Source organism: Actinomadura gamaensis (assembly GCF_042652125.1).
GTDB lineage: Bacteria > Actinomycetota > Actinomycetes > Streptosporangiales > Streptosporangiaceae > Spirillospora > Spirillospora gamaensis.
The window spans coordinates 343077-368868 of sequence record NZ_JBHSIT010000003.1 but is presented as its reverse complement, the minus strand read 5'-3'; the positions used below and the strand labels follow the sequence as shown (position 1 = coordinate 368868).

Genomic DNA, 25792 nt, shown 5'->3' with positions numbered 1-25792 from the left:
CCTTCCGGGTCACAGGTAGCGGCGCTGGGCCCGCTTGTCCTTGTCGTAGCGGGCGCGGGCCTGCCGGGTCTCGTCCAGGCCGGACACCTCGGCCACCGGGACGTCCCACCAGGCGTCGCCGCCCGGCGCGCCCGCGAGGGGGTCGGTCTCGACGTGCACGACGGTCGTGCGGGGCGAGGCGACCGCGGCGCGCAGGGCCGCGCGGAAGTCCTCGGCCCCCTTGGCGCGCAGCACGTCCGCGCCGAGGCTCTCGGCGTTGGCGGCGAGGTCCACCGGGAGCACCGCGCCGTCCAGGCCGGTCTCGGTGCGGACGCGGTGCCGGGTGCCGAAGCGGCCCGCGCCGACCGACTCCGACAGGTTGCCGATGGAGGCGAAGCCGTGGTTCTGGACGAGGACGACCACGAGCTTGACGCCCTCGGCGACGGCGGTGCTGATCTCCTGCGCCATCATCAGGTACGAACCGTCCCCGACCAGGACGAACACCTCGCGGGACGGGTCGGCGAGCTTCACCCCGAGGCCGCCCGCGATCTCGTAGCCCATGCAGGAGTAGCCGTACTCGACGTGGTAGCCCTTGGGGTCGCGGGGCCGCCAGAGCCGGTGCAGGTCGCCCGGCATCGACCCGGCGGCGCACACCACCACGTCGCGCGGGCCGGACTCGGCGTTGACGACGCCGAGGATCTCCGCCTGGGTCGGCGGCGTCCGGCCGGTGACGGCGTAGGCGCGGTCGACCTCGGCGTTCCAGCGGGCGGTGAGGTCGCGGGTCTCCTCGCGGTAGGCGTCCGGGACCGTCCAGCCGTCCAGGGCGCGGGTGAGCGCGCGCAGTCCCTCGCGGGCGTCGGCGACGAGCGGGACGGCGCTGAGCTTGGCCGCGTCGAAGGACGCCACGTTCAGGTTCACGAACCGGACGCCGGGCCGGGCGAACAGGCTGTGCGAGGCGGTCGTGAAGTCGCTGTAGCGGGTGCCGACGCCGACCACGACGTCCGCCTCGCGGGCCAGCTCGTTGGCGGCCGTCGTGCCCGTCGCGCCGACCGCGCCCACGGCCTGCGGATGGTCCCAGGGCAGCGAGCCCTTGCCCGCCTGCGTCTCGGCGACCGGGACGCAGGTGCGCTCGGCCAGCTCGCGCAGGGCGTCGGTCGCGCCGGAGTAGATCGTCCCGCCGCCCGCGACGATCAGCGGACGCTCGGCGGCGCGCAGCACCTCGGCGGCGCGGTCCAGCGCGGCGGGCTCGGGCACCGGCCGGGGCACCCGCCAGACCCGGCGGGCGAACAGCTCCTCGGGCCAGTCGTACGCCTCGGCCTGGACGTCCTGCGGAAGCGCGAGCGTGACCGCGCCCGTCTCGGCCGGGTCGGTGAGCACGCGCATCGCCGCCAGCAGGGACGGGACGAGCTGCTCGGGACGGTTGATCCGGTCCCAGTACCGGGACACCGGCCTCAGGCAGTCGTTGACCGACACGTCGTAGGAGCGCGGATCCTCCAGCTCCTGCAGGACGGGGTTGGCGCGGCGCGTGGCGAACACGTCGCCGGGCAGCAGCAGGACGGGCAGCCGGTTCACGGTCGCGAGGGCCGCGCCCGTGACGAGGTTGGTCGCGCCCGGGCCGATGGAGGTCGTGCAGGCGTAGGTCGCCAGCCGGTCGGCGGCCCGCGCGTACCCGGCGGCGACGTGCACCATCGACTGCTCGTTGCGGGCCATGTGGTAGGGCAGCTCCCCCGCGTGCTCGAGCAGCGCCTGCCCGAGCCCGGCGACGTTGCCGTGCCCGAAGATGCCGAAGCAGCCGGCGAAGAACGGGCGTTCCGCGCCGTCCCGCTCGGACCACTGGGCGGCCAGGAACTTCACGATCGCCTGGCCGGTGGTCAGGCGGAGGGTCGAGGTCACGATGTGCTCCGCTCGGATTCGGGGTGGGAGATGAGCTCGTTCGGAGAGGGGTCGGCGGAGGTCATGGGGAGGCGCGGGTCGGTCTCCTCGTCCGCCCAGGTGCCGCGCACCCAGGCGTGCGCGGGGTCGTCGCAGATCAGCCAGGCGCGCTCGGCGGACGGCCCGGCCATCACGTTCAGGTAGTACAGGTCGTAGCCCGGCACCGCCATGGACGGCCCGTGCCAGCCGCGCGGGATCAGCACCGCGTCCCCGGACCGGACCTCGGCGAGCACGTCGGTGGCGCCGTAGACGCGCTGGTAGCCCATGCCCGCCTCGCCCGCGACCTCGAAGTAGTAGATCTCCTCCAGGACGCTCTCGGTCGGGGTGTCCTCGTCGTGCTTGTGCGGCGGGAAGGACGACCAGTTGCCGCCGGGCGTCAGCACCTCGCAGGCGATCAGCCTGTCCGCGTGCGGGAACGCCTCCGGCGTGCAGAAGTTGTTGACCTGGCGGCTCGCCCGGCCCGCGCCGCGCAGCTCGACCGGGACGTCCTCCGCCGGGACGTACCGGGGCGCGAGCCGCCGCTCGCACCGGGCGGCGGGCAGCGCGAAGCGCCCGCCGCGCTCGCTGGCGACGGTCACCCGCGCCGAGCGCGGCGCGTAGACGAAGTCGGTGACGCGGGCGAACACGCTCGTCCGGCCCTCGACCTCGTACGTCTCGTCATCGCAGGAGACCGTGCAGCCGCCGGACAGCGGCAGCACGAGCGTCTCGAACTCGCCGGTGTCGAAGGTGTGCTCGCCGCCGGGCGGCAGGTCGAGCACGCGCAGCGCGCTGTGGGCCCAGCCGGCGGACTCCGGGGTGATCTCCACGGTGTAGGGGGCGCGGGCGGCGCTCCCGGCGGGCAGGTACGTCACGGTGCCTCCTCGGCGAGGGCCTCGACGGCGGCGTCCACGGCGCCCGCGACGTCGCCGTCCGCGGGGTACAGCAGGGTGCGCCCGGCGACCAGCCCCATCACGGTCGGCAGCCGGAGCGCCCGCCGCCACCCGGCGAGCGCTCCGCCGGGGTCGGCCGGCACCTCCCCGCCGAGCAGCAGGGCGGGCAGCGTCGAGGCCGCCATCACGCGCTCCATGTCCGGGACGACCGGCACCTTCAGCCAGGTGTGCGCGGACGTCGCGCCGAGCCCGGCGGCGATCGCGACGGCGCGGATCATCGCCTCCGGCGTCAGCTCGTTGCGCACCCGGCCGTCCACCCGGTGCGAGACGAACGGCTCGACCATGGCCATCAGGCCGTGCCCGGCGAGGCCGGACACCGCGCCCGCGCAGCGCTCCAGCGCGCCCGCGGTCGCCGGGTCGTCCGGATCGACGCGCAGCAGCATCTTGCCGCCGTCGAACCCGGCGGCGGCGAGCGCGTCCGGATCGTAGGCGGTGAACCGGTCGTCGATCTCGAACGCCGAGCCGGCCAGGCCGCCGCGGTTCATCGAGCCGATCACGACCTTGCCGTCCAGGGCGCCGAGCAGCAGCAGGTCCTCCAGCACGTCGGGGGTGCCGAGGACGCCGTCCACGCCGGGCCGGTCGAGCGCGGTGCAGAGCCGGTCGAGCAGCTCGCCGCGGTCGGCCATGGCGAGCGGGTCGCCGCCCGCCGCGAGCGCGCCCCGCGCCGGATGGTCGGCGGCCACCAGCATGAGCCGGCCGGTCGGGCCGAGCAGCGAGGCCCGCCGGACGCGCCGGGCGGCGCGCTCGGCGACCGCTCCGGGGCGCCGCGCCCGGGTCTCGGTCAGCTCCGCCATCCGCCCGGCCCGGGACCCGGCGGCGGGGCCGGTCGTCTCCACGGTCATGCCCGCACCCCTTCCAGCAGTGCCTCCACCTCGTCCTCGGACGGCATCGCCGCCGCGCAGGGCAGCCGCGCCGCGACGTGCGCGCCCGCCGCGTTGGCGAACGCGACCGTCCGGCCGAGCTCCCAGCCGGCGAGCAGGCCGTGGCACAGCGCGCCGCCGAACGCGTCGCCCGCGCCGAGGCCGTTCACGACGTCCACCGGGACGGGCGCGCCTTCGACGATCGCACCGTCCGCCGAGGCGGCCAAGACTCCGCCGGGGCCGCGCTTGACGACCGCGAGCCGGACGCCCGCGTCCAGCAGCGCCTTCGCGGCGCGGTGCGCGTCGTCTCGGGCCGCCAGGTCACCGGCGGCCACGGCGCACTCGGCGAGGTTGCCGACCGCCACGGTCGCGTGCCGCAGCGCCTCCTTCGCCTGACGCGTCGCCTCCGCCTCGTCCTCCCAGAACATCGGCCGGTAGTCGAGGTCCAGGACGGTGAGCGCGTCGCGCGGACGGGAGCGCATCGCGGCGAGCGTCGCCGACCGGGACGGCTCCTGGCACAGGCCGGTGACCGTCGTCCAGAGGACGCGGGCGGAGGCGAGCGCGTCGAGGTCCAGCTCGTCCGCGCGGATCTCCAGGTCGGGGGCCTTGGGGAAGCGGTAGAAGTACAGCGGGAAGTCGTCCGGGGGGAACAGCTCGCAGAACGTGACGGGCGTCGGCAGGCCGGGGACGTCGGCGACGAACCGGGCGTCCACCCCGTACTCGGCGAGGGCGCGGCGGACGTACCGTCCGAACGGGTCCGCGCCGGTGCGGGTCACGACGGCGGCGCGGCGCCCGTACCGCGCGGCGGCCACCGCGACGTTCGTCGGGCTGCCGCCGAGGAACTTGCCGAACGACTCGACGTCCTCCAGGCCGACGCCGGACTGGAGCGGGTACAGATCGACTCCGACGCGTCCCATCGTGACCACGTCGAACGGCCCGTCCCCGGATGTGGACGGCGGGGCCGCGTCCTCAGACGCGGCCGCCGAGGTCACGCGGCCGGACGCGGCCGCCGGGCTCACGCCCTCGGGGTGGGACGGCGGGGTCACGCGTCGATCCCGGCGAGGAAGTCGAGGCAGGCGCGCACGTCGTCGATCGGGCCCGCGCCGGGGGCGGGGGCGCCGGTCAGCACCGTGTCCTGTTCGAGCACGTACCAGCCGTCGTACCCGGCGGCCTCCAGCGAGGCGACCAGTTCGGCGACGTCCACGTCGCCCTTGCCGAGCGGGCGGTAGAGCCCGTCGCGGACGGCTTCGGTGTAGGTGAGGCCGCCGCTGCGCACGCGTTCGGCGAGCGCCGCGTCCACGTCCTTGAGGTGGACGTGCGCGATGCGGTCGGGCCGGCGGGCGGCGAGCCCGACGGGGTCGGTCCCGCCGATGAGCAGGTGCCCGCTGTCGAGGCAGAGCCCAATGGACGTGCCGTCGAGCACGCGTTGGACCTCCCCGGGGCGCTCCACCATCGTCCCCACGTGCGGGTGCAGGACGGCGCGGACGCCGGCGTCCGCGGCGTGCGCGGCGATCCGGTCGAGGTTGGCGAGCAGCGTCAGCCAGCCGGTCGCGTCGAGCAGGGGGCGCTCGTCGTAGCCGTCCAGGCCGGTCGCCGCGGCGAGGACGAGCACCAGACCGTCACTGGAGCGTTCCACATCGTCCCCGGCGAAGGCGGCGAGGGCGGCGGCGACCTCCGGCAGCGGGTCGCGGTCGGGGTCGTGCAGGACGACCGGGACGAACCCGCCCACCGGACGCAGCCCGTGGCGGGCCAGCAGCTCCGCCCGCTCGGCGGGCGCGTCGGGCAGGAACCCGGCCGGACCGAACTCGGTCGCGGCCAGCCCGAGGTCGCGCATCTCCGCCAGGACCCGTCCGGGGTCGAGCTGGTGCCCCCAGCCGGGCACCTCGCACACCCCCCACGAGATCGGGGCTCCCGCGACACGATCATTGATCATCGGATCACACCAACTCCCACGAGGCGTTCGGCAGGCGGGCCGGCCGCAGACCGGCACGCCGAGAGTCTCGATGACCTCTCGAAGCCTTGTCAATAGTTTGTCATGACATTATGAGGTAATAAGCTAATCGCCGCGCGGCGGTACCATGAAGCCCCGTCCCGCTCCCGAGAGGCCTCGATCGGTGAACCGTCCCGTCCTGTCCGTGGACCGCAACAGCCCGGTCCCGCTGTACTTCCAGGTGGCCCAGCAGCTGGAGGCCGCCATCCGGGACGGGAACCTCACCCCGGGCGAGCGGCTGGAGAACGAGGTCCAGCTCGCCGACCGGTGCGGGCTGTCGCGGCCGACCGTCCGGCAGGCGATCCAGCACCTGGTGGACAAGGGGCTGCTCGTCCGCAAGCGCGGCGTCGGGACGCAGGTCGTGCAGGCGCAGGTGCGCCGCTCGGTCGAGCTGACCAGCCTCTACGACGACCTGGCCGCCGCGGGCGGGGAGCCGCGCACCGAGGTCCTGGAGCTCGCCTCCGCCGAGGCCCCCGACCAGGTCGCCAAGGAGCTGGGAGTGCCGCCGGGCACGGAGGTGACCAAGCTGCGGCGGCTGCGCTACACCGGCGCCGAGCCGCTGGCCCTGCTCACCAACTACCTGCCCGGCGGGCTGCTGGAGCCGACCGCCGCCGACCTCGCCGAGCACGGCCTGTACGAGCTGCTCCGCGCCGCCGGCATCAACCTGCGCATCGCCAACCAGACGATCGGCGCGCGCGGCGCGACCGCCGCCGAGGCCCAGGCGCTGGACGAGCGGCGCGGCGTCCCGCTCCTCACCATGACCCGCACCGCCTACGACGACAAGGGACGCGCCATCGAGTACGGCTCGCACGTCTACCGCGCCAGCCGCTACTCCTTCGCCCTCACCCTGGTCGAACGCTGACCCCCGCCCCGCACGGACGTCCGCTCCTGCGGCGCACCCCGGACACACGGCGTCCATGCGGGCGACAGTCCCGCCGGGCGGACGGTGACCATCCGGGTCACGTGCCCACCAGACGCACGGCGGATGCCAGCGTCCGGGCCGCTGGTCGCGCACCGGACGTCCGAGGGCCGGGCAGACAGCGACCGACCGAGTGCCGGCCGCACGGCGAACGAGCCGACGGCGGGCCGCCGGACGCGCGGCGGACCTCTGCGCGGCGGACCTCTGCGCGGCGCGCCGCGGGGCGCGCGGCGGACGTCTGGGCGGCGGGCCGCAGGGCGCGCGGCGGACGTCCGAGTCCCGGGCAGGCAGCGACCGACCGAGTGTCGAACGCGCGGCGAACGTGCCGGTGGTGGGCCGCAGGGCGCGCGGCGGACGTCCGGGTGACGGGCGGGGGGCGGGTGGGCGACGAATTGGAGCGCTCTATTGAATTAGAGCGCTCTAACGCTTAGCGTACCGGGCGTTCCCCTCTCACCCCCGACGACCGGAGGAACGTTCCATGCGCTCTGCACGCAGCGCCCGCCCCCTCGCCCTCGCCGCCGTCACGGTGGCCCTGGCGGCGTTCGCCGCGCCCGCCGCGGCGGCCGACGACCTCGCCACCGCGCACGCCCGCCTGGAGACCCCGCCGAACTTCGACGACAAGGCCGGCGGCTCGGCCAACGCCGACGACCCGGCCATCTGGAACCACCCCTCCGACCGCGGCGGCGACCTGGTCATCGGCACGCTGAAGAAGGCGGGCCTCGCCGTCTACGACACCGCCGGGCACGAGATCCAGCGGCTGCCCGCCCCCGCCGCGCCCGGGGACGGCGACTCCCCCGGCCGGTTCAACAACGTGGACGTCGTGTACGGCTGGAAGCTGGGCGGCAAGAAGGTGGACGTCGCCGTCGTCTCCGACCGGGGCCGCGACACCATCCGCACGTACGTGATCGACCCGGCGGCGGCCAAGGAGCACCGCGCTCCGCTCACCGACGTGACCGACCCGTCCGCGCCGCCGGTCTTCTCGTCCTCCGCCGCCGAGGTCAACGGCCAGCGGACCGCCTACGGCCTGGCGGCGTGGCGCGGCGGCGACGGCGTCCCGTACGTCGCGGTGAGCCGCCGCAACACCACCCGCGTCGGGCTGTTCCGGCTGGTCGCGACGGCGTCCGGCAAGGTCGGCTACGCGCCCGTGCGCAACGTGGACCTGCCGTCCTCGTTCGCGCTGCCCGACGGCGGCACGTGGACGCCGTGCGAGGAGCCCGGCGAGGACCCGCAGGTCGAGGGCATGGTCGGCGACGCCGAGCACGGCGTGCTGTACGCGGCGCAGGAGGACGTCGGCATCTGGCGCATCCCCCTGGACGGCGGCAAGCCGAAGCTCGTCGACCGCGTGAAGAGCTACGGCGTGCCGTCAGCCTACGACCCGCAGACCGAGGAGTGCCACGTCACCGGCGCCGACCCCGGCTACGGCGGCAAGCACCTCACCGCCGACGCCGAGGGCCTGACGATCTACGCCAAGGACGACGGCGAGGGCTACCTGCTGGCCTCCAGCCAGGGTGACAACACCTTCGTCGCCTACGACCGCGAGGACGGCAACGGCTACCTCGGCCGGTTCCGCATCGCGCCCGGCACGAGCGTGGACGGCTCGGAGGAGTGCGACGGGGCGATGGTCACGAGCGCCCCCGTCGGCGACTTCAAGCACGGCCTGCTCGTCGTCCAGGACGGCTTTAACGCGCCCGACGAGACCGGCGCGGACGGTCAGGTCCGCACGAACACCAACTTCAAGTTCGTGGACTGGCGCGAGGTCGCCGAGCCGCTCGACCTCGACGTCGCCCCCGGCGACTGGAACCCCCGCGACTGACCCCCTACCCCGCGCGGGATTCTCAGCAACCGACGTGCACAGCCCCCCGCGCGGGGCCCCTGGGGCTGAACCTCGCGTCGCACCCCGCGCGGCTGAACCTCCCTTCCCACCCTGCGGGGGCCGCGCGACTCCCCCCATTACCTTCTTGGTGGTCCCGCAATGGGGCTCCCGGCCTCCGGGCTCGGCATGACTCCCCCCGCGGGACCCTCGCGCGACTTCCCCCCGCGCGGGACCCTCGTCTGCCCCTCACGACCGAGCCTCGCGGGACTCCCGCGACTGACGTACACGGCCCCGGCGCGGGGTTTTCGCGTCCCGGCCGGCGTACTCCGGGGGTCGCGCGGTCGGGCCGGGGGCTTGCGCGAACGTTCTCGCGGTCCGGGGGCCGGCACGGGTAGCGTCCTGGCCACCGGACCGTCCGCCGCCCCGAGGAGCCGCTGCCCGCATGCCGTATCCCACGCTGGAGGACGTCGCCGCGCGCGCCGGGGTGTCGCGCGCCCTGGTCTCGCTGGTCATGCGCGGCTCGCCGAAGGTCGGCGCGGCCCGGCGGGCGGCGGTGCTGGCCGCGGCGCGCGACCTCGGGTACCGGCCGAACGCGATGGCCCGGAGCCTCGCCGCGGGACGGACGGGCATCGTCGGCGTCCTCGCCGGCGACCTGGCCGATCCGGCGGTCGCGCTCGTCCACGACGGTCTCGCGGACGCGGCGGAGGGCCGTGAGCTGCGGTTGCTGCTGGCGGCGGGCCGGGGCGACACCGCCGCCGCCCGCACCGCCCTGGACGAGCTGCTCGACCTGCGTCCGGACGGTCTCGTCCTGGCCGGGCCGAGGCTGACGTCCGCCGACCTCGACCGGGCCGCCGCGAGCTGCCCGGTCGTCGTCATCGATCCGGTTCCGCGGGCGGGCCTGGCCGACGCGGTGCGTTCGGCGTCCGGCGAGACCGTCCGGCTGGCGGTCTCCCACCTGGTCGGGCTGGGGCACCGCCGCATCGCCACCGTGCACGCCGGTCCGCGCCGGCCGCTGACGCATCGCGCCTACCGCAGCGCGCTACAGAAGCACGGAATCGATGCCCTGGCGCTCGGCATCGACGACCTTCAGTCCGTGCTGCGCCCCGAATCACCTGCGGGCGCGGCGGAGAAGCCAACGGCGGTGGTCGCGCTCTGCGACTCCAGCGGTGCGGCGGTGCTCGCGGCGCTGATGCGGGCCGGAGCGCGGGTTCCGGACGACGTGTCGCTCGTCGTGCACGGCGAGGCGACCGCCGCGGACGCGGTCGGCGTGACGACGGTCGCCGTCCCCGCGCGCGAGCTCGGCCGCCAGGCGATGGCCGCGCTCCTGGACCGGCTGGACGGCGGCGACCCCGACCGCCGCCCCCTGCGCGCGAACGTCCACCCCCTCCTGACTGACCGAGGGAGCACGGCGCCCGTTCCGCCTGCCGAGCCGGACGCCTGAAGCCGCAGCGACCGAAGCCGCAGCGATCGCAAGCACAGAACCGAAAGCGCGGCGATCAAAAGCACAGGACTGAAAGCGCGGCGGTCAAAAGCGCAGAACCGAAGGCGCAGCGATCAAAAGCGCAGAACCGAAGGCGCGGCGATCAAAAGCGCAGCGACTGGGGTCGTGGCGGTTCTAGACCGCCACGCGCAGGCCCGGGACGGCCAGGCTGACCGGTCGCGCGCTGTGGACGCGGGCTTCGGCGAGCGCGGCGGCCGGGTCGGCCCAGGGCCGCAGGTGGGTGAGGATCAGCTGGCCCGCCCCGGCGCGGGTCGCCGTCGCCGCCGCCTGCGCCGGGGTCAGGTGGTTGCGCGACGCGCCGGGCGTGTCCACGGCGGCAGCCGCCTCGCACAGCAGGACGTCGGAGCCGCGGGCGAGATCGTCCAGTTCCGCGCACACGCCGCTGTCCCCGGAGTAGGTGAGGGTCGCGTCGCCCGCCGACACCCGGACGGCCACGGCGGGCACCGAATGGGGAACCGGGGTCGTCCGGACGGTGAAGGGCCCGATCCGGAACGGCTCCGGCCCGGCGTCCAGCCACTTGAGGGCGTCGGTGTAGGGGCGTCCTTCACCTACGACCCGTTCGGCGGACCCCGCCGGGGCGAGCACCGGGAGCGGCCCGGACACGCCCCGGCGGTCACGCAGGTAGACCAGCGGCACGAGGTCGGCGCAGTGGTCGCGGTGCGGATGGCTCAGGACCACGGCGTCCACGGCGCACGGGTCGGCGAACCTCTGGAGCGGGCCGAGCGCGCCGGTGCCGAGGTCGAGCAGGATCCGGACGCCCGCGTGCTCCAGCAGGTAGCAGGAGCACGCGGCGTCCGGGCCGGGGACGGTGCCGGAGCAGCCCACGACGGTGAGGATCACGGCAGGAGGCGTCCGACGAGATCGGCGACCGCGCCGTCCGCGCACGCGGCGACGACCAGGTCGGCGGCGGCCCGGACGTCGGGGTGCCCGTCGCCGACGGCCACGCCCGTCCCGGCCACGCGGATCATGTCGATGTCGTTCGGGTTGTCGCCGATCGCCGCGATCTCGGCGAGCGGCACGCCGCGCGCGGCGGCCAGCTCGCGCAGCGCCGCGCCCTTGGTCGCGCCCTCGGGCAGCACCTCCAGGTACGTCGCCTCGGACCGGACGAGCGTGACGCCCGGCACGGTCGCGGCGACCGCGCGCTCGGCCGGGTCCATCAGCGCCGCGTCCGCGCAGACCAGCATGACCTTGGTGATCCCGTCGGACGGCAGCTCGCCCCAGGACGCGACGCGCGCCAGCGCGATCCCGTCCCGCCCGGCGTAGTCGCGGAGCGCCGCGCCCTCGTCCCGGACGTGCCCGCGCCCGTCGCTGAACGCGACCACGTGGACGCCTTCGGGCAGGTCGTCCAGCAGCAGCGTCAGCTTGGCCCAGGACGCCGAGGCGAGGCAGCGCCGGTACAGGACGTCGCCGGTCGCGAGGTCCACGACCCGCGCGCCGTTGTAGAGGATCGCGGGCGTGGCGAGGCCCAGCTCGCGGTGGTAGGGCAGCGCCGACTCCTCGGTGCGGCCGGTGGCGATGACGACCTCTCCCCCGGCGTCCGCGAACCGGCGCAGCGCGGCGACGTTCGCCGCCGGGATCCGCAGGTCGCGGCCGACGAGCGTGCCGTCCAGGTCGGTGACGATCCAGCGGACCGCCGGACGGCCGGTCACGCGCCGCTCCGGGCGGCGGCCAGGCCCGCGACCTCGGTGAGGACGGAACCGTCCAGGTCGAACCCGCCGACGCAGGCGAGGTAGCCGGGGGCGGCCCAGTCGGGGCCGTCCGGCTCACCGCCGAGCGGCACGTACACGCCGCCCGCGCGGCGGACCAGCAGCAGCGCGGCCGCCACGTCCCACGCGTTGACGGACACGCCATAGGCCGCGTCGGCCCAGCCGCCCGCGACGTGCGCGAGCGACAGCGCGGCGCTGCCCGGCCGCCGGACGGTCGCGAACGCCTCGACGAGCCGTCCGAACCGGCGCAGCGACTCCTCGCCGCCGCGCCGCAGCTCGCGCGCGTTGGGGAAGCCGGTGACGAGCACGCCGGTGCGGTCCTCGGCCGCGCCCGCGCTGCGCAGCGGTATGCCGTTGCAGGTCGCGCCGTCCGGGCCGGCGGCGAACAGGTCGTCGCGCACCGGGTCGTAGACCGCGCCCGCGACGACCTCGCCGTCCACCACGGCGGCGACGGACGTGCAGAAGAACGGCAGCCCGGCGGCGAAGTTCGCGGTCCCGTCGATCGGATCGACATACCAGCGAACCACGCCGCCCGCCCCTTCGCCGCCGGCTCCCGCCCCGTCCGCGCCCTGCCCGCCGCTTCCCGCGCCGACCGCGCGCTGACCACCAGCTCCCGCGCCGGCCGCGCGCTGACTGCCGCCTCCCGCGCGCTGCCCGACTGCTGCCGCGTCATCCGCGCGCTGACCGCCGGCTCCCGCGCCGGCCGCGCGCTGACTGCCGCCTCCCGCGCCGGCCGCGCCCTCGCCGCCCGCTCCCGCGCCGCCGGCGCGCTGACCGCCGACTCCGGCACCGGTCGCGCCATGGCCACCGGCTCCGGCGCCGGTCTGTTCGCCGCCCTCCTCGCCGACCACGACGCTGTTCGGGGCGTGGCGGGCCAGGACCGCGCGGATGGTCTCCTCGGCGGCGCGGTCGTGCTCGGTCACCGGGTCGTGGAAGTCGCGCTTGGTCTGCACGGCGGGCCGGGAGCGGAACGCGGTCCGCAGCCGGTCGGCGGGCGCGCAGGCGGCGGTCTCGGCGATCCGCTGGAGCTCGCGGGCGGTGGCCGGGTCGGTCATCGGTCTCCCTCGGGGGCGTCGGTGAGCAGGGCGAGCAGGCCGTGGCCGTCGTCGACCACGGCGTCCGGGCGGTGCCGGATCTCGAACGGGACGTCGTAGGTGCCCTTGGCGACCATCAGCACGTTGCCGCCGATCCCGGCGCGGTGCCCGCACAGCACGTCGCGGTCGAAGTTGTCGCCGACGTACCAGGCGCGGGCGGGCGGTACGTCCAGGGCGCGGGTGGCGATCCAGATCATCTCGGGGTTGGGCTTGCGGACGCCGACCTCGTCGCTGTAGACCTCCACGGCCAGCTTCCCGGCGAGGCCGGTCGCGGCGGTGAAGTCGCGGTGCACCGCGCCGGACAGCGCGTTGCTGACCACCGCGCAGGGGATGCCCAGTTCGGCGGCGGCGTCCAGCAGCTCGGGGATGCCGGGGCGGATCGTCCGCTCCTGCCGCACCTCGCCCATCCGCTTGCACAGCGGCGTCGCGTGGGCGACGACGAGCTGGCGGGCGGCGGCGGGCCAGTCGGCGGCCACGTAGTCCCGCCAGAACTGGACGTGCGTCATCTCGACGGGCGCGAACGGGCGGGACATGGCGTTCTTCCAGCTCTTGTCCCCGGCCGCGCCCGCCTTGATGTCGGCCTCGACGTCGGCGACGTCCAGGGCGGTGCAGCCGCCGCGGGCGAGCAGGGCGTGCACCTCCTTGGCGAGCACGGCCGTCCAGCCCGGACGGGTGCGGGTCTCCACGAGCACCCCGCCGAAGTCGAGCAAAATCGCGTCCGGCCGCGTCAGCGCACGGGACGACCTCAGCCCGCCGGACGGCGTCAACTCGCGGGACAGCGTCAGCTCGCCGGACGACTTCAGCCCGCCGGACGACTTCAGCGCGCCGGACGGCGTCAGCTCACCGGACGGCGTCAACTCACCGGACGGCGTCAACTCACCGGACGGCGTCAACTCACCGGACGGCGTCAACTCACCGGACGGCGTCAACTCACCGGACGGCGTCAACTCACCGGACGGCGTCAACTCGCCGGACGGCGTCAGCTCGCCGGACGGTGTCTGCGCGCGGGGCGGGGTGTGCGGGTGGGAGGTGTCGGGGGTCGGGTCGGTCACTGGGCCGCCTTCCCCACCGGCGCGGACGCGTCGTCCCAGGCGGTCAGGCGGGTGCCGTCCGCGGCGAAGACGTGCAGGCGGTCGGGCCGCGCCCAGCAGCGGACGGTGTCGCCGGGCGCGACGCCCGGGTCCTCGTGCGTGACGGCGAACAGCTCGGTGTCGTCCGCGCGGAGCTGGACGGTCCAGCTAGCCCCGGCGGGCAGGACGGTCTCGACGGCGACCTCGTGCGCCCAGGCGTCCGGCGGCGGCGCGTCCGGTCCGGCGGCGAGGCGCAGCGCCTCGGGACGGACGCCGACGCAGCCCGGCGCGGCGAGCCCGGCGCGCTTCTCGACGTACCGCAGCAGCGATCCGGCGAGGCCGCCGAGCGGTTCGGCGACGCCGACGACGTTCATCGGCGGGCTGCCCACGAACTCGGCGACGAACCGGTTGCCGGGCCGCTCGTACATCTCGACGGGCGGCGCGACCTGCTGCAGCTCGCCCTCGTTCATGACCGCGACGTGCGTCGCCATCGTCATGGCCTCCATCTGGTCGTGGGTGACGAACACGACGGTCGCGCCGGTCTCGTCGTGGATGCGCTTGAGCTCGGTGCGCATCTCCAGGCGCAGCCGCGCGTCCAGGTTGGACAGCGGCTCGTCCAGCAGCAGGACGGCGGGGTCCACGGCGAGCATCCGCGCGAGGGCGACGCGCTGCTGCTGCCCGCCCGACAGCTGCGAGGGGTAGCGGTCGGCGCACTCGGCGACGCGGACCTTCCGCAGCGCCTCCATGGCCCGCTCGCGCCGCTGCGCGGCGGGGACCTTGCGCATCCGCAGCCCGAACTCGACGTTCCGCAGGACGGTCAGGTGCGGCCAGAGCGCGTAGTTCTGGAACACCAGGCCCATGCCGCGCTTCTCGGGCGGGACGTAGACGCCGCGCTCCACGGCGTCCAGGACGCGGTCGCCGACGCGGATCTCGCCCGCGGTCGGCTGCTCCAGCCCGGCGATCATGCGCAGGGTGGTGGTCTTGCCGCAGCCGGACGGGCCGAGCAGGCAGGTGAACGACCCGTCCGGGATGGTCAGGTCGAGGTTCCGCACCGCGACGTGGCCGCCGGGGTACTGCTTGACCACTCCGCTGAGGGTGATGGCCGACATGGTCAACCTCCGATGCCCGAGGCCAGGCTGCTCCGGGTGAGCCGCTGGGCCAGGTAGGTCAGGGTGAACGAGAGCAGGGCGATGACCAGCACGACCGCGTTGGCGAGCTGGGTGTAGCCGTAGTCGACCAGGCCGATCGACAGGGTGGTGAGCAGCTGGGTGCCGGAGGTCGTCAGCATGATCACGATGCTGAGCTCCTTCAGCCCCGACACCAGCGGCAGCACGACGCCGGTGACGAGGGCGCCCTTCTGGATCGGCACGATGATCCGGAACATCCGGACCGGCCAGCGCGCCCCGGCGACCTGCGCGGCCTCCTCGGGTTCGCGGCCGAGCTGCATCATCGCGGCGATCCCGGACCGGGACGAGTACGGCAGGTGCGTGACGACAAGCACGAGGACGAGCAGCGTGACCGTCCCGTAGAGGGCGGGGATCGGCCCGCGCCGCACGGCGAACAGCGACAGGCAGGCGGCGGCGAACGCGATGCCCGGCACGAGGTACGGCAGGAACGACACCTGCCGCAGGAACCCCGACACCCGGCTGCCGTCCCCGCGGACCACCACGTAGCCGATGAGCAGGCCGACGAACCCGCAGATCAGCGCGGCGATACCGACGATGCGCACGCTGTTCCAGGCCGCGTCGTACAGGTCGGAGCCGCGCAGTACACCGTGCGGGAAGCCGACCGCGCCCGGGATGCTCTCGCCGATCCAGAACGTCAGGGTGAAGTTGTCGGCGCGGAACACCCCGGGCGTCTTGGTGACGGTGGACAGCAGCAGCGTCAGCACCGGCGCGGCGACGCTGACCAGGAAGACCGCCATCCCGACGGCGAAGGCGGGCCAGCGCCAGCGGCGCAGGTCCGAGCGCCGGTCCATCGCGCCCTTGCCGCCGACCGTCACGAACCGGCGCTGCTCGCGGACGAGCCGGGTGTCCACGACCACGACCAGCACGCCGACCAGGACGATCACGCCCGCGAGTACCGACGCCACGCCGGTGCTGCGGTCCCGGATGGCGTGGTAGAGGCTGGTGGACAGCACGTTGTAGTCGCTCGGCAGGCCGAGGATGTAGGGCGTGCCGAAGGTGCCGAGGACGCGGCCGAGCACGAGCAGCACCGCCGACGACAGGGCGGGCAGCATCAGCGGCAGCGTGATGCGGCGCAGGACGGTCCGTCCGCCCGCGCCGAGGATGCGCGCCGAGTCCTCCAGCTGCGCGTCGATGCGGCGCAGCGCGTTGCCGAACAGCAGCAGGACGAACGGGTAGTAGTGCAGCCCGAGCGTCACGATGATCGGCAGCGGGCCGTAGGCGAGCCAGTCGGGCGTGGAGATCCCGGCGCCCTGGAGGTAGCCGACCTGGCCGCCGGACCGCTCGTTCTTGAACAGCGTCAGCCAGGCCAGCGCGAACGTCCAGGACGGCAGCATGTACGGCACCACCAGCGCGGCGGCCAGGAACTTGCGGCCGGGCACGTTGGTCCGGGTGACCAGCCAGGCCATCGACCCGCCGACGACCAGGGCGAACACGATGACGCCGGCCGAGACGACGAGCGTGTGCAGCAGCGGTTCCCAGAACAGCAGCCGGCTGACGGGCGAGCGGAACACCCGCCACAGGTAGTAGCTCGTCCAGTCCCCGGTGTGCTGGCCGGAGCGCGCCTCGTCCCCGTACTGGACGCGGCCCGCGTCCGAGAAGACCGAGACGAGCGGCGCGATGACGAGGTAGAGCAGCGCGAGGCACAGCACCACGCCGAGCAGCACGGTGGGCTCGCGCAGGAGCACGCGGGCGCGGTAGAGCACGCGTCTTCCGCGTGACGCCGGGCGCGCGGGGGCGGCGACCGCCATGACGATTCCTCCGGTGGGGTGGGGTCAGCGGTGGTTGACGCGCCAGAAGTCCTTGATGTCCTGGCGTTCGCGGAAGTCCTCGGTCATGGTCTGCGGCACGAACCGGAACAGCTGGTTGTCCCAGTCACCGAGGCCGGGCGGGTTGTTCGGGCTCTTCCCGACCGCCTTGTTGCCGGACACGCCGCCGCTGCCGGACTCCAGCGCGAAGCCCTCCTTCTCCAGGACGAAGTGGACGAACAGCTTGGCCGCGTTCGGGTGCTTGGAGCCGGTCGCGATCGTGGCGTACTTGGGGTAGGAGAACCCGACCCACGGCGTCAGGCCCTCGCAGACCTTCATCTGGAAGCCCTTCTGCTCCACGTCGCGGAACTTCGCGATGGACATCAGGCCGAGGGTCTGCTTGGTCTGGTTGGGGGCGGACACGCCGGTCGCGACGTCCTCGTCCTCGGTGGTGAGGACGGGCGAGTTCTTCGCGAACCGCTTCACCCACTCGTGCGCCGGGTCCTTCTCGGAGAGCTGGAGCTTGCCCTTGCCGAGCGCCTCGTAGGCGGCGTTGAGCTTGTCGGTCCCGTGGTCGGCGAGCTGGGTGTACCACTGGGTGAAGACCTCCTTGCCGAGGGGGTCCTGGAGCAGCACCTTGCCCTTCCACGCGGGCTCGGTCAGCTCCCAGAGGTTCTTCACCGGGCAGCCGTTCGGGCTGAGCTTGGGGTTGTAGACGAAGACGTACGCCTTCATCAGCATCATCAGCGGGTTCCGGTCGCCCTCGTCGATGTTCGACGCCAGGTCCGGCGGGATCCACGTCTGGACGATCCGCTGCGGCAGGAGCTGCCCGACCAGCATCGGGCCGTCCTCGAACAGGTTGACGTCGATGGTGACGTTCTTGGCCTGGGACTCGCGCGTCATCTTCTCGGCGGTCGCGGCCGCCTTCGACTTCACGCCCTCGGCCTTGATCCCGTACTTCTTGGCGAACGCCGCGGCCACGTCCTTGACGTCGCCGCTGCCGTCGTAGGCGAGGACGGAGCCCTCCTTCTTCGCGGCGGCGATCAGGGCGTCGAGCTTGAAGGTCGCGGCGTCCTCGACGGTGGCCGACGGCAGCGGGCTCGCGCCGCCGCCCGCCTCGCCGCCGGTGGACGGGGCGCACGCGGTGAGCGCGGACGCGGCCAGGGCGAGCAGGCCGGCGCAGGCGGCGCGGGCGCGCCGCCGTCCGGGGGCGGATCCGGTCATGGTCGAACTCTCCTTGGGGGACGCGCCGCCGGTACCCCGGACCGGCGGCGCTGGGGGTGGGGGTGAAAGGTGCGTGGTGCGGAGTGAAGAGGGCGGTGTGAAAGGTGCGGTGTGAGGGGTGCGGTGTGAGGGCTGCGGTGTGAGGGGTGCGGTCAGTGGCTGCGCTTGAGCATCGCGTCGGACAGCGCGTCGGCCGCCTCGCCGAGCCGCCGCCCGACCGCGTCGAGCCGCTCCAGCAGCTCCCGGCGGCGCAGCAGCTCGACGTCCAGCGGTCCGGCGAACGCGTCGGCGAGGGCCGCCTGCCGGGTCTGCCGGACCCGGTTGCCGGCCTTGCGGGCGCCGAGCGCGGCGACGGTGACCGCCGCGGGCTCGGCGAGGACCTTGCCCACGGCGGCGTCGAGGGCGGTCAGCCCGTCGTGCACCGCCGCGAGCGGCGGGACCGCGAAGCCGAGCGAGCTCGGCCCGTAGAGGTCGGCCTCGCGGACGAAGTCGCGGAGGTTGTCCAGGACGTCGTCCACCGACCGGGACAGCCGGTACAGGTCCTCCCGGTCGATCGGGGTGGCCAGGGCCCCGCGGAGCATCGCGGCGAGCGCGGCGCGTTCGGCGTCGCCCGCGTGCTCCAGCTCGGTCATGCGGGCGCGGGCCTCGCCGGGCGGGACGCGTCCGGCGGCCATCTCGGCGGCCAGGTCCGCGCCGCGCCGGACCGTCCCGACCTGCCGGGCGACCTGCCCGAGGACGCGTTCGGCGGACCGTCCGCGCAGGTCGTCCCAGACCAGCCGGAGGCGGCGCCCGGCGCTCAGCCGGCGCGCGCCCGCGCGGGGGGCGGTGGCGTTCACAGGGCCCGCACCGCCAATCCGGCGAAGGCGCCGGCGGCGAGCGCGAGCGGGAGGGTGAACACCCACGCCGCGCCGATGCGGGCGACGTTCGGCCAGCGCACCCGGGTCGGGCCCTCGCTGGCCGCGACGCCGACGACCCCGGCCGCCACCGACTGGGTCATGCTGACCGGGGCCCCGGCGAACGAGCTGGCGGTGACGGCCGCCGCGGCGGCGGCCTCGGTGGACACCACGTGCAGCGGACGGGCGAGGACGAGCCCGCGGCCGAGCCGCTCCCCGACCCGGTGCACGGCGCTGAGCGCCCCGGCGCAGAACACCGCCGCGACCGCGACGAGCACCAGCGGCGACACCTGCACCGGGCCGACGGCGCCGAGCCGCCGCGCCACCGCGACGTCGCGGGCCACGCTGACGACCGCGTACATCTTCTGGCCGTCGTTGGCGGCGTAGGCGGCGCACTGCGCGCCGTACGCCAGCACGTGGACGGTCCGGACCGCGCGCGGCATCCCGCCGAACCCCGGCACCCGGCGCGCGCCGACCCCGAGCAGGTAGCCGAGCGCGAGCCCGGCCAGCGGCGCGGCGGCGCCGATCGCCAGCACGCGGACGAGCCCGGACCAGGACACCGGCAGCCCGGCGCCGAGTCCCGCCCCGCCGATGCCGCCGACCACCGCCAGCGTCAGGCTGGTCGGCAGGCCGCGCCGGGACAGCCCGACGACCACGGCGAGCGCGATCGTCACCCCGCACAGGAACGCCTCCGCGCCGCGCGGGTCGCCGAGGTCGGCGAGGCGCTCGGTGAAGGTGCGCGCGACCGTCAGCCCGATCGCCTCGGGGACGAGCACGAGCGGCAGGACCACCAGCGCGGCGAGTGCGAGCCGCGAGGAGCGCGGGTACCGGCCGCCGAGCCCGAGCAGCGTGGCGCCGTCGTTGACGCCGCTGACGTAGACGAACCCGAGCGCCACGACGCCGAAGGCGATGGCCCAGGTCATCGCGCCTCCGCCGGGGCGAACTCGGCGGGCCGGACGGTGCGTCCCTCGCGCCGGGACAGCGTGGCGGCCTCGGCGATCAGCAGGGCGGCGAGCGCGTCGTCCACCGTGCAGGGGCTCGGCGCGTGCCCCCGGGCCACGTCTAGGAACGTTCCAATTTCGTTCGCGTAGGCGGGCTCGAACCGCTCGTGGAAGTCGCCCCACGGGTCCCCGGACGGCCAGTCGACGCCCGGCTCGGCCGAGCGCAGCGGCGCCCGCTCGTCCAGCCCGACGACCCAGGTCCCGGCGGTGCCCGCCAGCTCCATCCGCACGTCGTAGCCCGCCGCGTTGTAGCGCCCGCCGTGCGCGGTGGCGACCGTCCCGTCGGAGAGGACGAGCAGGACGGCGCTGGCGTCCACGTCGTCCGCCTCGCCGAAGTACGCCGCGCCCCGGTTCGCGCCGACCGCCGTGACCGACTCGACCTCCTGGCCGGTGACCCAGCGCAGCACGTCGAAGTCGTGGATCTGGCAGTCGCGGAAGATCCCGCCCGAGACCGCCACGTACTCGGCGGGCGGGGGCGCGGGGTCGGCGGTGACCATGTGGATCCGGTGCAGGACGCCGAGCCGCCCGTCCCGGAGCGCGGCGCGCGCGGCGGCGTAGCCGGGGTCGAACCGGCGCTGGAACCCGATCTGGACGGGCACGCCGGTCGCGGCGACCCGGTCCCGGACGCCGAGGGTCGCCGCCAGGCTCTCGGCGACCGGCTTCTCGCAGAAGGCCGGGATCCCGGCCTCGCACGCGCGCACGAGCAGCTCGGCGTGGGTGGCGGTCGGGGTGGCGATGACGACCGCGTCGGGCCGTCCGGCGAACACCTCCTCCGGATCGGCGGGACGGGCTCCCAGCGGGCCCGCCAGCGCGTCCGCGCGGCGGCGGTCGGCGTCCGCCACCAGCAGCTCGTCCACGAGCGGATGCCGCGCCAGCAGCCGCGCGTGCCACGCGCCGATCCGTCCCGCACCCAGTAGCCCGACCCGCATCGTGTCCTCCTGTGGCCCGTCGTCCACCTCGGGTTAACGACCGGTTCACGTAGTGTTCACCGATGCGACACCCCTGTGGCTTGGAGCACATTTGTAGTAGGCCTCCGCGGTCACGTCAATACTTTGTTCTTACATACTGACGTACTTACCTGAAGTCATCTTCACCTGACGCCCCGCGCCCGGCGGGCCGAAGCTCCGGGTTCCTCGGCGGCCGGGCATGCGAAAGGAGCGCCGTCCGCGTCCGGCATCGGACACGAGCGGCGCTCGGGAGTCGGGAGGCCCCGCGGTCTCGGGGGCGGGATCAGGCGGTGACGGCGGCCCACATGACCACGCGCGGGCCGAGGGCGTGCAGGCCCGCGGCGACCTCGGCGTTCCAGTGCCTGCGCAGGCCCGGCGTCCAGCGGTCCTCGGGCAGCTCGGCGAAGCCGTGCCGGGCGTACCAGGGGGCGTTCCAGGCGACGTCGCGGAAGGTGAGCAGGCTGACGCCGGGCGACCCGGCCGCCGCCGCGTGGTCCAGGACGGCCCGCAGGAGGCGGGTGCCGATGCCCTGCCCGGCGAGGTCGGCGTGCACCGAGATCTGGTCGAGGTGGGTCGCGCCGTCCAGCGGCGAGAGCGCCGCGTACCCGGCGGGCGGGTCCCCCGCCACCAGGATCTCCGCGTCCCGGCCGATCATCTGCTCGACCACGGTCGGGCCCGGCGGGAACACGATCCCGACCGCGCCGAACATCCGGTCGGCGGAGTTCTCGATGGGGGGCAGCAGGTCCAGGTCGCCCGGCGAGGCCGGGCGGATCTCGTACGGATCGGTGCTCACGTCCCCGATCGTAGGCCCGCCCGTCCCGCCCCTCCACTCCACGCCGTCCCCGGCCCGCACCACCCCGCCGTCCCCGCGCCCCGCCGACCACCGCGCCCCCTCGGGCGAACGAGCCGCGCCCGAACGACGGCCCGCGACAGGACAACAGGCCGCGCCCGGACAACGGGCCGCGCCCCGACGGCGGGCCGCGCCCCGACGGCGGGCGGCAGCGGACAACGAGTCCGCCCAGACCGCGGGCCACGATGGGACAACGAGTCCAGGCGGACGGCGGGCCACGGCGGAACGGCTGGTCCGACCGGACCGCGGGCCACGACGGGACAACAGGCCCGGCCGGACTGCGGGCCGCAGCAAACAACGGGTCCGGTCGGACCGCGGGCCACGGCGGGACGGCGAGTCCGGCCGGACGGCGGGGTGCGGTCAGCCCTCGGGGTAGCGGAACGCCCAGGGAAGGGGCGGGGCGCCGCCGGTGCCGGGTTCGGCGGGCGGGTTGGGGCCGAACTCCAGGGCGCAGTCGGCGGCGAGGCGGGCGACGGCGTCCGCGACCTCCAGGCGGTCCCGCCACGGACGCGGGAACGCCTCGGCGCCGTGCGCGGCGCCGAGCAGGTTCCCGCAGATCAGGGCCGTGGAGTCGCTGTCGCCTGAGTGGTTGACCGCGACCAGCAGGCCGAGGCCGCCGAGCGCGGCCCGGCCGCCGGGGCCGTCCGTGCGGGCCCAGCGCTCGGCGGCGAGCGCCGCGTACACGCCGATCGCGAGCGCCTCCTCGCCCGTCCAGCCGGCGCCGAGCGACTCGACCTTCTCCGGCGTCGGCTCGCCCTGCCCGGCCAGGGCCGTCGCCGCGTCGAGCGCCCGCGCGGTCTCCTCGTGCCCCCGCTGGCCCGCCAGCTCACCGCGCGCGACGGCCAGCGCGTCCGGAAGCGGCTGCCCGCGCAGCAGCCCCCACACCGTCGCGGCGAGGACGCCGCCGGGCAGGTGGCCGCTGGGGTGACCGTGCGTGAGGGCCGCCGCGTCGCGGCCCAGCGCGAACGCGGCCTGCGCCGTGGGGGTCCCGAAGCCGCAGGGCGCGGTCCGGGTGACGCCGCCGCACCCCTTGGAGTCGTTGATCGGCTCGTCCACGGTGCCGAGCGGCCAGCCCGGCTTGCGGCGCTCGGCGGCCTTGTGCAGCGCCGCGAGCAGCGTCCGGCCGGGGCTGCGCCGCGCGGTCATCGCGGGATCGGAGAGCAGCCAGCCGCCGCCCGGCCACCCCTGGTCCGGGATGGTCTCCCCCTGCCCCCGCAACCAGGACAGGTACGCCACCTGGAGCAGCCCGAGCGTCGCGCCGCCGATGCCCCGGGACCGGGCCCGCACGGACGACTGCACGAGCGCCTGCGCGGTGAGCAGCATCAGCTGCGCGTCCCCGGCGATCGCCCCGGCCGGAGCGCGCCCGTCCACGTAGTCGGTGAGCCCGGTGGGTCCGTGGCGGCGCCGGATCTCCTCCAGCGACACGCCCTCGACGGGCATGCCCAGGGCCGTCCCGACCGCCCCGCCGACCAGGCATCCGAGCACCCGGTCCTCCGGCGGGTACGAGCTGGACGGCATCCCGGCGGGCGGCGGCGAGAACGACATGCCTCACAAGTTACCGGCCACCCCACGCCAACCGCCGACCGGACTCCGGCCTCCCCCAGAACGCCCTCCCGCCGCACGTATCCCGCGCACCGGCCTCCCGCGCGGAAGCCCCCCGCGCAGAAGCCTCCCACGGGACGGCTTCCCACCCGGATTCCGCACGGCGGCCTCCCACGCGGCCGGCCTCCCGCGCGGCGACCTCCCGCACGGATCCCGTGTGGCAGCCTCCCGCGCAACGGCCCCCCGGTGGCGGGCTCCCGTGGGGCGGGCTCCCGTGCGGCGGCCTCCCACGCGGCCGGCCTCTCGCGCGGCGACCTCCCGCACGGATCCCATGTGACGGCCTCCCGCGCAGCGGCCCCCCGGTGGCGGGCTCCCGTGCGGCGGCCTCCCGGTGGCGGGCTCCCGCGCAGCGGCCCCCGGTGGCGGGCTCCCGTGGGGCGGGCTCCTGTGGGGCGGGCTCTCGGCTTGCGGCGTCTTACTCGACCCGGGGCTCTACTGGACGCCGGCCTCCTTCATCTCGCGCAGCTCGCGCTTGAGCTCCTTGATCTCGTCGCGGAGGCGGGCGGCGAGCTCGAACTGGAGGTCGGTGGCGGCCTGGTGCATCTGCACGGTCATCTGCTCGATGAGGGACTCCAGCTCGGCGCGCGGGCGCTCGCCGACCAGGTCGGCCGCGTGCCGGCCCGCCTCGCGGCGGGACGCCAGGCCGGGCACGGGCGCCTTGCCGCGGGACTGCTGGCGTCCCGCGCCGCCGATCAGGGTCTCGGTGTCGGCGTCCTCGCGGGCGAGCGAGTCGAGGATGTCGGCGATCTTCTTGCGCAGCGCCGTCGGCTCGATGCCGTGCTCGGCGTTGTAGGCCTCCTGCTTGGCGCGGCGGCGGTTGGTCTCCTCGATGGCCCGCTGCATGGACGGCGTGACCGTGTCGGCGTACATGTGCACCTGGCCGGACACGTTGCGGGCGGCGCGGCCGATGGTCTGGATCAGGGACGTCTCGGAGCGCAGGAAGCCCTCCTTGTCCGCGTCGAGGATCGCCACCAGGGACACCTCGGGCAGGTCGAGGCCCTCGCGGAGCAGGTTGATGCCGACCAGCACGTCGTACTCGCCGGCGCGCAGCTCGCGCAGCAGCTCGATGCGGCGCAGCGTGTCGACCTCGCTGTGCAGGTAGCGGACCTGGACGCCGAGTTCGAGCAGGTAGTCGGTGAGGTCCTCGGCCATCTTCTTGGTGAGGGTGGTGACCAGGACGCGCTCGTCCTTCTCGGTGCGCAGCCGGATCTCGTGCACCAGGTCGTCGATCTGGCCCTTGGTGGGCTTGACGATCACCTCGGGGTCGACCAGCCCGGTCGGCCGGATGACCTGCTCGACCACGTCGCCCTTGGCGCGGCCCAGCTCGTAGGGGCCGGGCGTCGCCGACAGGTAGACGGTCTGGCCGATGCGCTCCAGGAACTCCTCCCACTTCAGCGGGCGGTTGTCCATCGCGGACGGCAGCCGGAAGCCGTGCTCGACCAGCATCCGCTTGCGGGACGCGTCGCCCTCGTACATCGCGCCGATCTGCGGGACGGTCTGGTGCGACTCGTCGATGACGAGCAGGAAGTCCTCGGGGAAGAAGTCGAGGAGGGTGTTGGGGGCGGTGCCCGCCTCGCGGCCGTCGATGTGCCGCGAGTAGTTCTCGATGCCCGAGCAGGTGCCGACCTGGCGCATCATCTCGATGTCGTAGGTGGTGCGCATCCGCAGCCGCTGCGCCTCCAGCAGCTTGCCCTGCCGCTCCATGTCGGCGAGGGTGACCTCCAGCTCGGCCTCGATGTCGCGGATGGCCCGCTCCATGCGCTCGGGCCCGGCGACGTAGTGCGAGGCGGGGAAGACGTAGACCTCGTCGTCCTCGGTGAGGACCTCGCCGGTGAGCGGGTGCAGGGTGGCGAGCTTCTCGATCTCGTCGCCGAACATCTCGATCCGGACGGCGAGCTCCTCGTACTGCGGGATGATCTCGATCGTGTCGCCGCGGACGCGGAAGGTGCCGCGGGTGAAGGACAGGTCGTTGCGGCTGTACTGCATCTCGACCAGGCGGCGGAGCAGGTCGTCGCGCTCGATCTGCTGGCCGACCCGGAGCCGGGCCATCCGGTCGACGTACTCCTGCGGGGTGCCGAGGCCGTAGATGCAGGACACCGACGCGACGACGATGGTGTCGCGGCGGGTCAGCAGCGAGTTGGTCGCCGAGTGCCGCAGCCGGTCGACCTCGTCGTTGATCGAGGAGTCCTTCTCGATGTAGGTGTCGGTCTGCGGGATGTACGCCTCGGGCTGGTAGTAGTCGTAGTACGAGACGAAGTACTCGACCGCGTTGTTGGGCATCATCTCGCGCAGCTCGTTGGCGAACTGGGCGGCGAGCGTCTTGTTCGGCTGCATGACGAGCACGGGCCGCTGGAGCTTCTCCACCAGCCAGGCGACCGTGGCGGTCTTGCCGGTGCCGGTGGCGCCGAGCAGGACGGTGTCCTTGTCGCCGCGCCGGACGCGCTCGGTGAGCTCGGCGATGGCCTGCGGCTGGTCGCCGGACGGCGTCATGTCGCTGACGACCTCGAACGGCGCGACTTTGCGCTGCAGGTCGGTGACCGGTCGCATGTG

The 25792-nt window shown here is 74.9% G+C and carries 21 protein-coding genes; 3 read left to right on the top strand and 18 right to left on the bottom strand.

Annotated elements, in window-relative coordinates:
• Positions 1 to 9: 9 nt before the first annotated feature.
• The 5 genes from iolD to ACFPCY_RS12055 all read right to left on the bottom strand — a co-directional run bounded on the left by iolD (position 10) and on the right by ACFPCY_RS12055 (position 5633).
• On the bottom strand, positions 10 to 1872 hold the full coding sequence (gene iolD, locus ACFPCY_RS12075; protein WP_378254352.1) for a 3D-(3,5/4)-trihydroxycyclohexane-1,2-dione acylhydrolase (decyclizing): 1863 nt from the start codon (positions 1870 to 1872) through the stop codon (positions 10 to 12).
• On the bottom strand, positions 1869 to 2762 hold the full coding sequence (iolB, locus tag ACFPCY_RS12070; protein WP_378254351.1) for a 5-deoxy-glucuronate isomerase: 894 nt from the start codon (positions 2760 to 2762) through the stop codon (positions 1869 to 1871). Before iolB ends, iolD begins: the two co-directional genes overlap by 4 nt.
• Entirely contained in the window at positions 2759 to 3682 is a 924-nt protein-coding gene (locus ACFPCY_RS12065; RefSeq protein WP_378254349.1) for a Cgl0159 family (beta/alpha)8-fold protein, read from the bottom strand. Before ACFPCY_RS12065 ends, iolB begins: the two co-directional genes overlap by 4 nt.
• On the bottom strand, positions 3679 to 4626 hold the full coding sequence (gene iolC, locus ACFPCY_RS12060) for a 5-dehydro-2-deoxygluconokinase (protein WP_465251223.1): 948 nt from the start codon (positions 4624 to 4626) through the stop codon (positions 3679 to 3681). Before iolC ends, ACFPCY_RS12065 begins: the two co-directional genes overlap by 4 nt.
• A 116-nt stretch (positions 4627 to 4742) precedes the next feature.
• A complete protein-coding gene (locus ACFPCY_RS12055; protein WP_378254348.1) occupies positions 4743 to 5633 on the bottom strand; it encodes a sugar phosphate isomerase/epimerase family protein in 891 nt (296 codons plus the stop codon).
• Between the two features lie 145 nt (positions 5634 to 5778).
• On the opposite strand from ACFPCY_RS12055, the gene ACFPCY_RS12050 reads away from it, so the two are divergent.
• From ACFPCY_RS12050 to ACFPCY_RS12040, 3 genes are all read left to right on the top strand, one after another.
• Positions 5779 to 6552, top strand: coding sequence for a GntR family transcriptional regulator (locus ACFPCY_RS12050; protein WP_378254346.1), 774 nt, complete (start codon positions 5779 to 5781; stop codon positions 6550 to 6552).
• Positions 6553 to 7087: 535 nt separating this feature from the next.
• Positions 7088 to 8422, top strand: a complete 1335-nt coding sequence (locus ACFPCY_RS12045) for a phytase (protein ID WP_378254344.1) — start codon at positions 7088 to 7090, stop codon at positions 8420 to 8422.
• Between the two features lie 442 nt (positions 8423 to 8864).
• The gene (locus tag ACFPCY_RS12040; protein WP_378254342.1) at positions 8865 to 9863 is read left to right on the top strand and encodes a LacI family DNA-binding transcriptional regulator; all 999 of its coding nucleotides are present in this window, start codon (positions 8865 to 8867) and stop codon (positions 9861 to 9863) included.
• Between the two features lie 174 nt (positions 9864 to 10037).
• Here ACFPCY_RS12040 and ACFPCY_RS12035 read toward each other — a convergent pair whose 3' ends face one another.
• The 13 genes from ACFPCY_RS12035 to uvrB all read right to left on the bottom strand — a co-directional run bounded on the left by ACFPCY_RS12035 (position 10038) and on the right by uvrB (position 25789).
• The gene (locus tag ACFPCY_RS12035; RefSeq protein WP_378254340.1) at positions 10038 to 10763 is read right to left on the bottom strand and encodes an MBL fold metallo-hydrolase; all 726 of its coding nucleotides are present in this window, start codon (positions 10761 to 10763) and stop codon (positions 10038 to 10040) included.
• Positions 10760 to 11572 (bottom strand): Cof-type HAD-IIB family hydrolase, encoded by an 813-nt coding sequence (locus ACFPCY_RS12030; protein ID WP_378254338.1) that lies wholly within the window; start codon positions 11570 to 11572, stop codon positions 10760 to 10762. The genes ACFPCY_RS12035 and ACFPCY_RS12030 overlap by 4 nt, the downstream gene beginning before the upstream one ends.
• Positions 11569 to 12684 carry an inositol monophosphatase family protein gene (locus ACFPCY_RS12025; RefSeq protein WP_378254336.1) on the bottom strand — a complete coding sequence of 372 codons (1116 nt, stop codon included), beginning with the start codon at positions 12682 to 12684 and terminating at the stop codon, positions 11569 to 11571. The genes ACFPCY_RS12030 and ACFPCY_RS12025 overlap by 4 nt, the downstream gene beginning before the upstream one ends.
• The gene (locus tag ACFPCY_RS12020) at positions 12681 to 13775 is read right to left on the bottom strand and encodes an HAD family hydrolase (protein WP_378254334.1); all 1095 of its coding nucleotides are present in this window, start codon (positions 13773 to 13775) and stop codon (positions 12681 to 12683) included. The genes ACFPCY_RS12025 and ACFPCY_RS12020 overlap by 4 nt, the downstream gene beginning before the upstream one ends.
• Positions 13772 to 14902 carry an ABC transporter ATP-binding protein gene (locus ACFPCY_RS12015; protein ID WP_378254332.1) on the bottom strand — a complete coding sequence of 377 codons (1131 nt, stop codon included), beginning with the start codon at positions 14900 to 14902 and terminating at the stop codon, positions 13772 to 13774. The genes ACFPCY_RS12020 and ACFPCY_RS12015 overlap by 4 nt, the downstream gene beginning before the upstream one ends.
• 2 nt (positions 14903 to 14904) lie before the next feature.
• Complete coding sequence (locus tag ACFPCY_RS12010) at positions 14905 to 16728, bottom strand: ABC transporter permease (RefSeq protein ID WP_378254329.1); 1824 nt, start codon at positions 16726 to 16728, stop codon at positions 14905 to 14907.
• Between the two features lie 24 nt (positions 16729 to 16752).
• A complete protein-coding gene (locus tag ACFPCY_RS12005; protein WP_378254327.1) occupies positions 16753 to 17949 on the bottom strand; it encodes an ABC transporter substrate-binding protein in 1197 nt (398 codons plus the stop codon).
• Positions 17950 to 18101: 152 nt separating this feature from the next.
• Positions 18102 to 18785 carry a DUF47 domain-containing protein gene (locus ACFPCY_RS12000; RefSeq protein WP_378254326.1) on the bottom strand — a complete coding sequence of 228 codons (684 nt, stop codon included), beginning with the start codon at positions 18783 to 18785 and terminating at the stop codon, positions 18102 to 18104.
• Positions 18782 to 19765, bottom strand: a complete 984-nt coding sequence (locus ACFPCY_RS11995; protein WP_378254324.1) for an inorganic phosphate transporter — start codon at positions 19763 to 19765, stop codon at positions 18782 to 18784. Before ACFPCY_RS11995 ends, ACFPCY_RS12000 begins: the two co-directional genes overlap by 4 nt.
• Positions 19762 to 20772: a Gfo/Idh/MocA family protein gene (locus tag ACFPCY_RS11990; RefSeq protein WP_378254322.1), complete on the bottom strand. Its 1011-nt coding sequence runs from the start codon at positions 20770 to 20772 to the stop codon at positions 19762 to 19764. The genes ACFPCY_RS11995 and ACFPCY_RS11990 overlap by 4 nt, the downstream gene beginning before the upstream one ends.
• 301 nt (positions 20773 to 21073) lie before the next feature.
• The gene (locus ACFPCY_RS11985; RefSeq protein ID WP_378254320.1) at positions 21074 to 21583 is read right to left on the bottom strand and encodes a GNAT family N-acetyltransferase; all 510 of its coding nucleotides are present in this window, start codon (positions 21581 to 21583) and stop codon (positions 21074 to 21076) included.
• Between the two features lie 417 nt (positions 21584 to 22000).
• Entirely contained in the window at positions 22001 to 23185 is a 1185-nt protein-coding gene (locus ACFPCY_RS11980) for an ADP-ribosylglycohydrolase family protein (protein ID WP_378254318.1), read from the bottom strand.
• Positions 23186 to 23674: 489 nt separating this feature from the next.
• Positions 23675 to 25789 (bottom strand): excinuclease ABC subunit UvrB, encoded by a 2115-nt coding sequence (gene uvrB, locus ACFPCY_RS11975; protein ID WP_378254316.1) that lies wholly within the window; start codon positions 25787 to 25789, stop codon positions 23675 to 23677.
• Positions 25790 to 25792 lie beyond the last annotated feature (3 nt).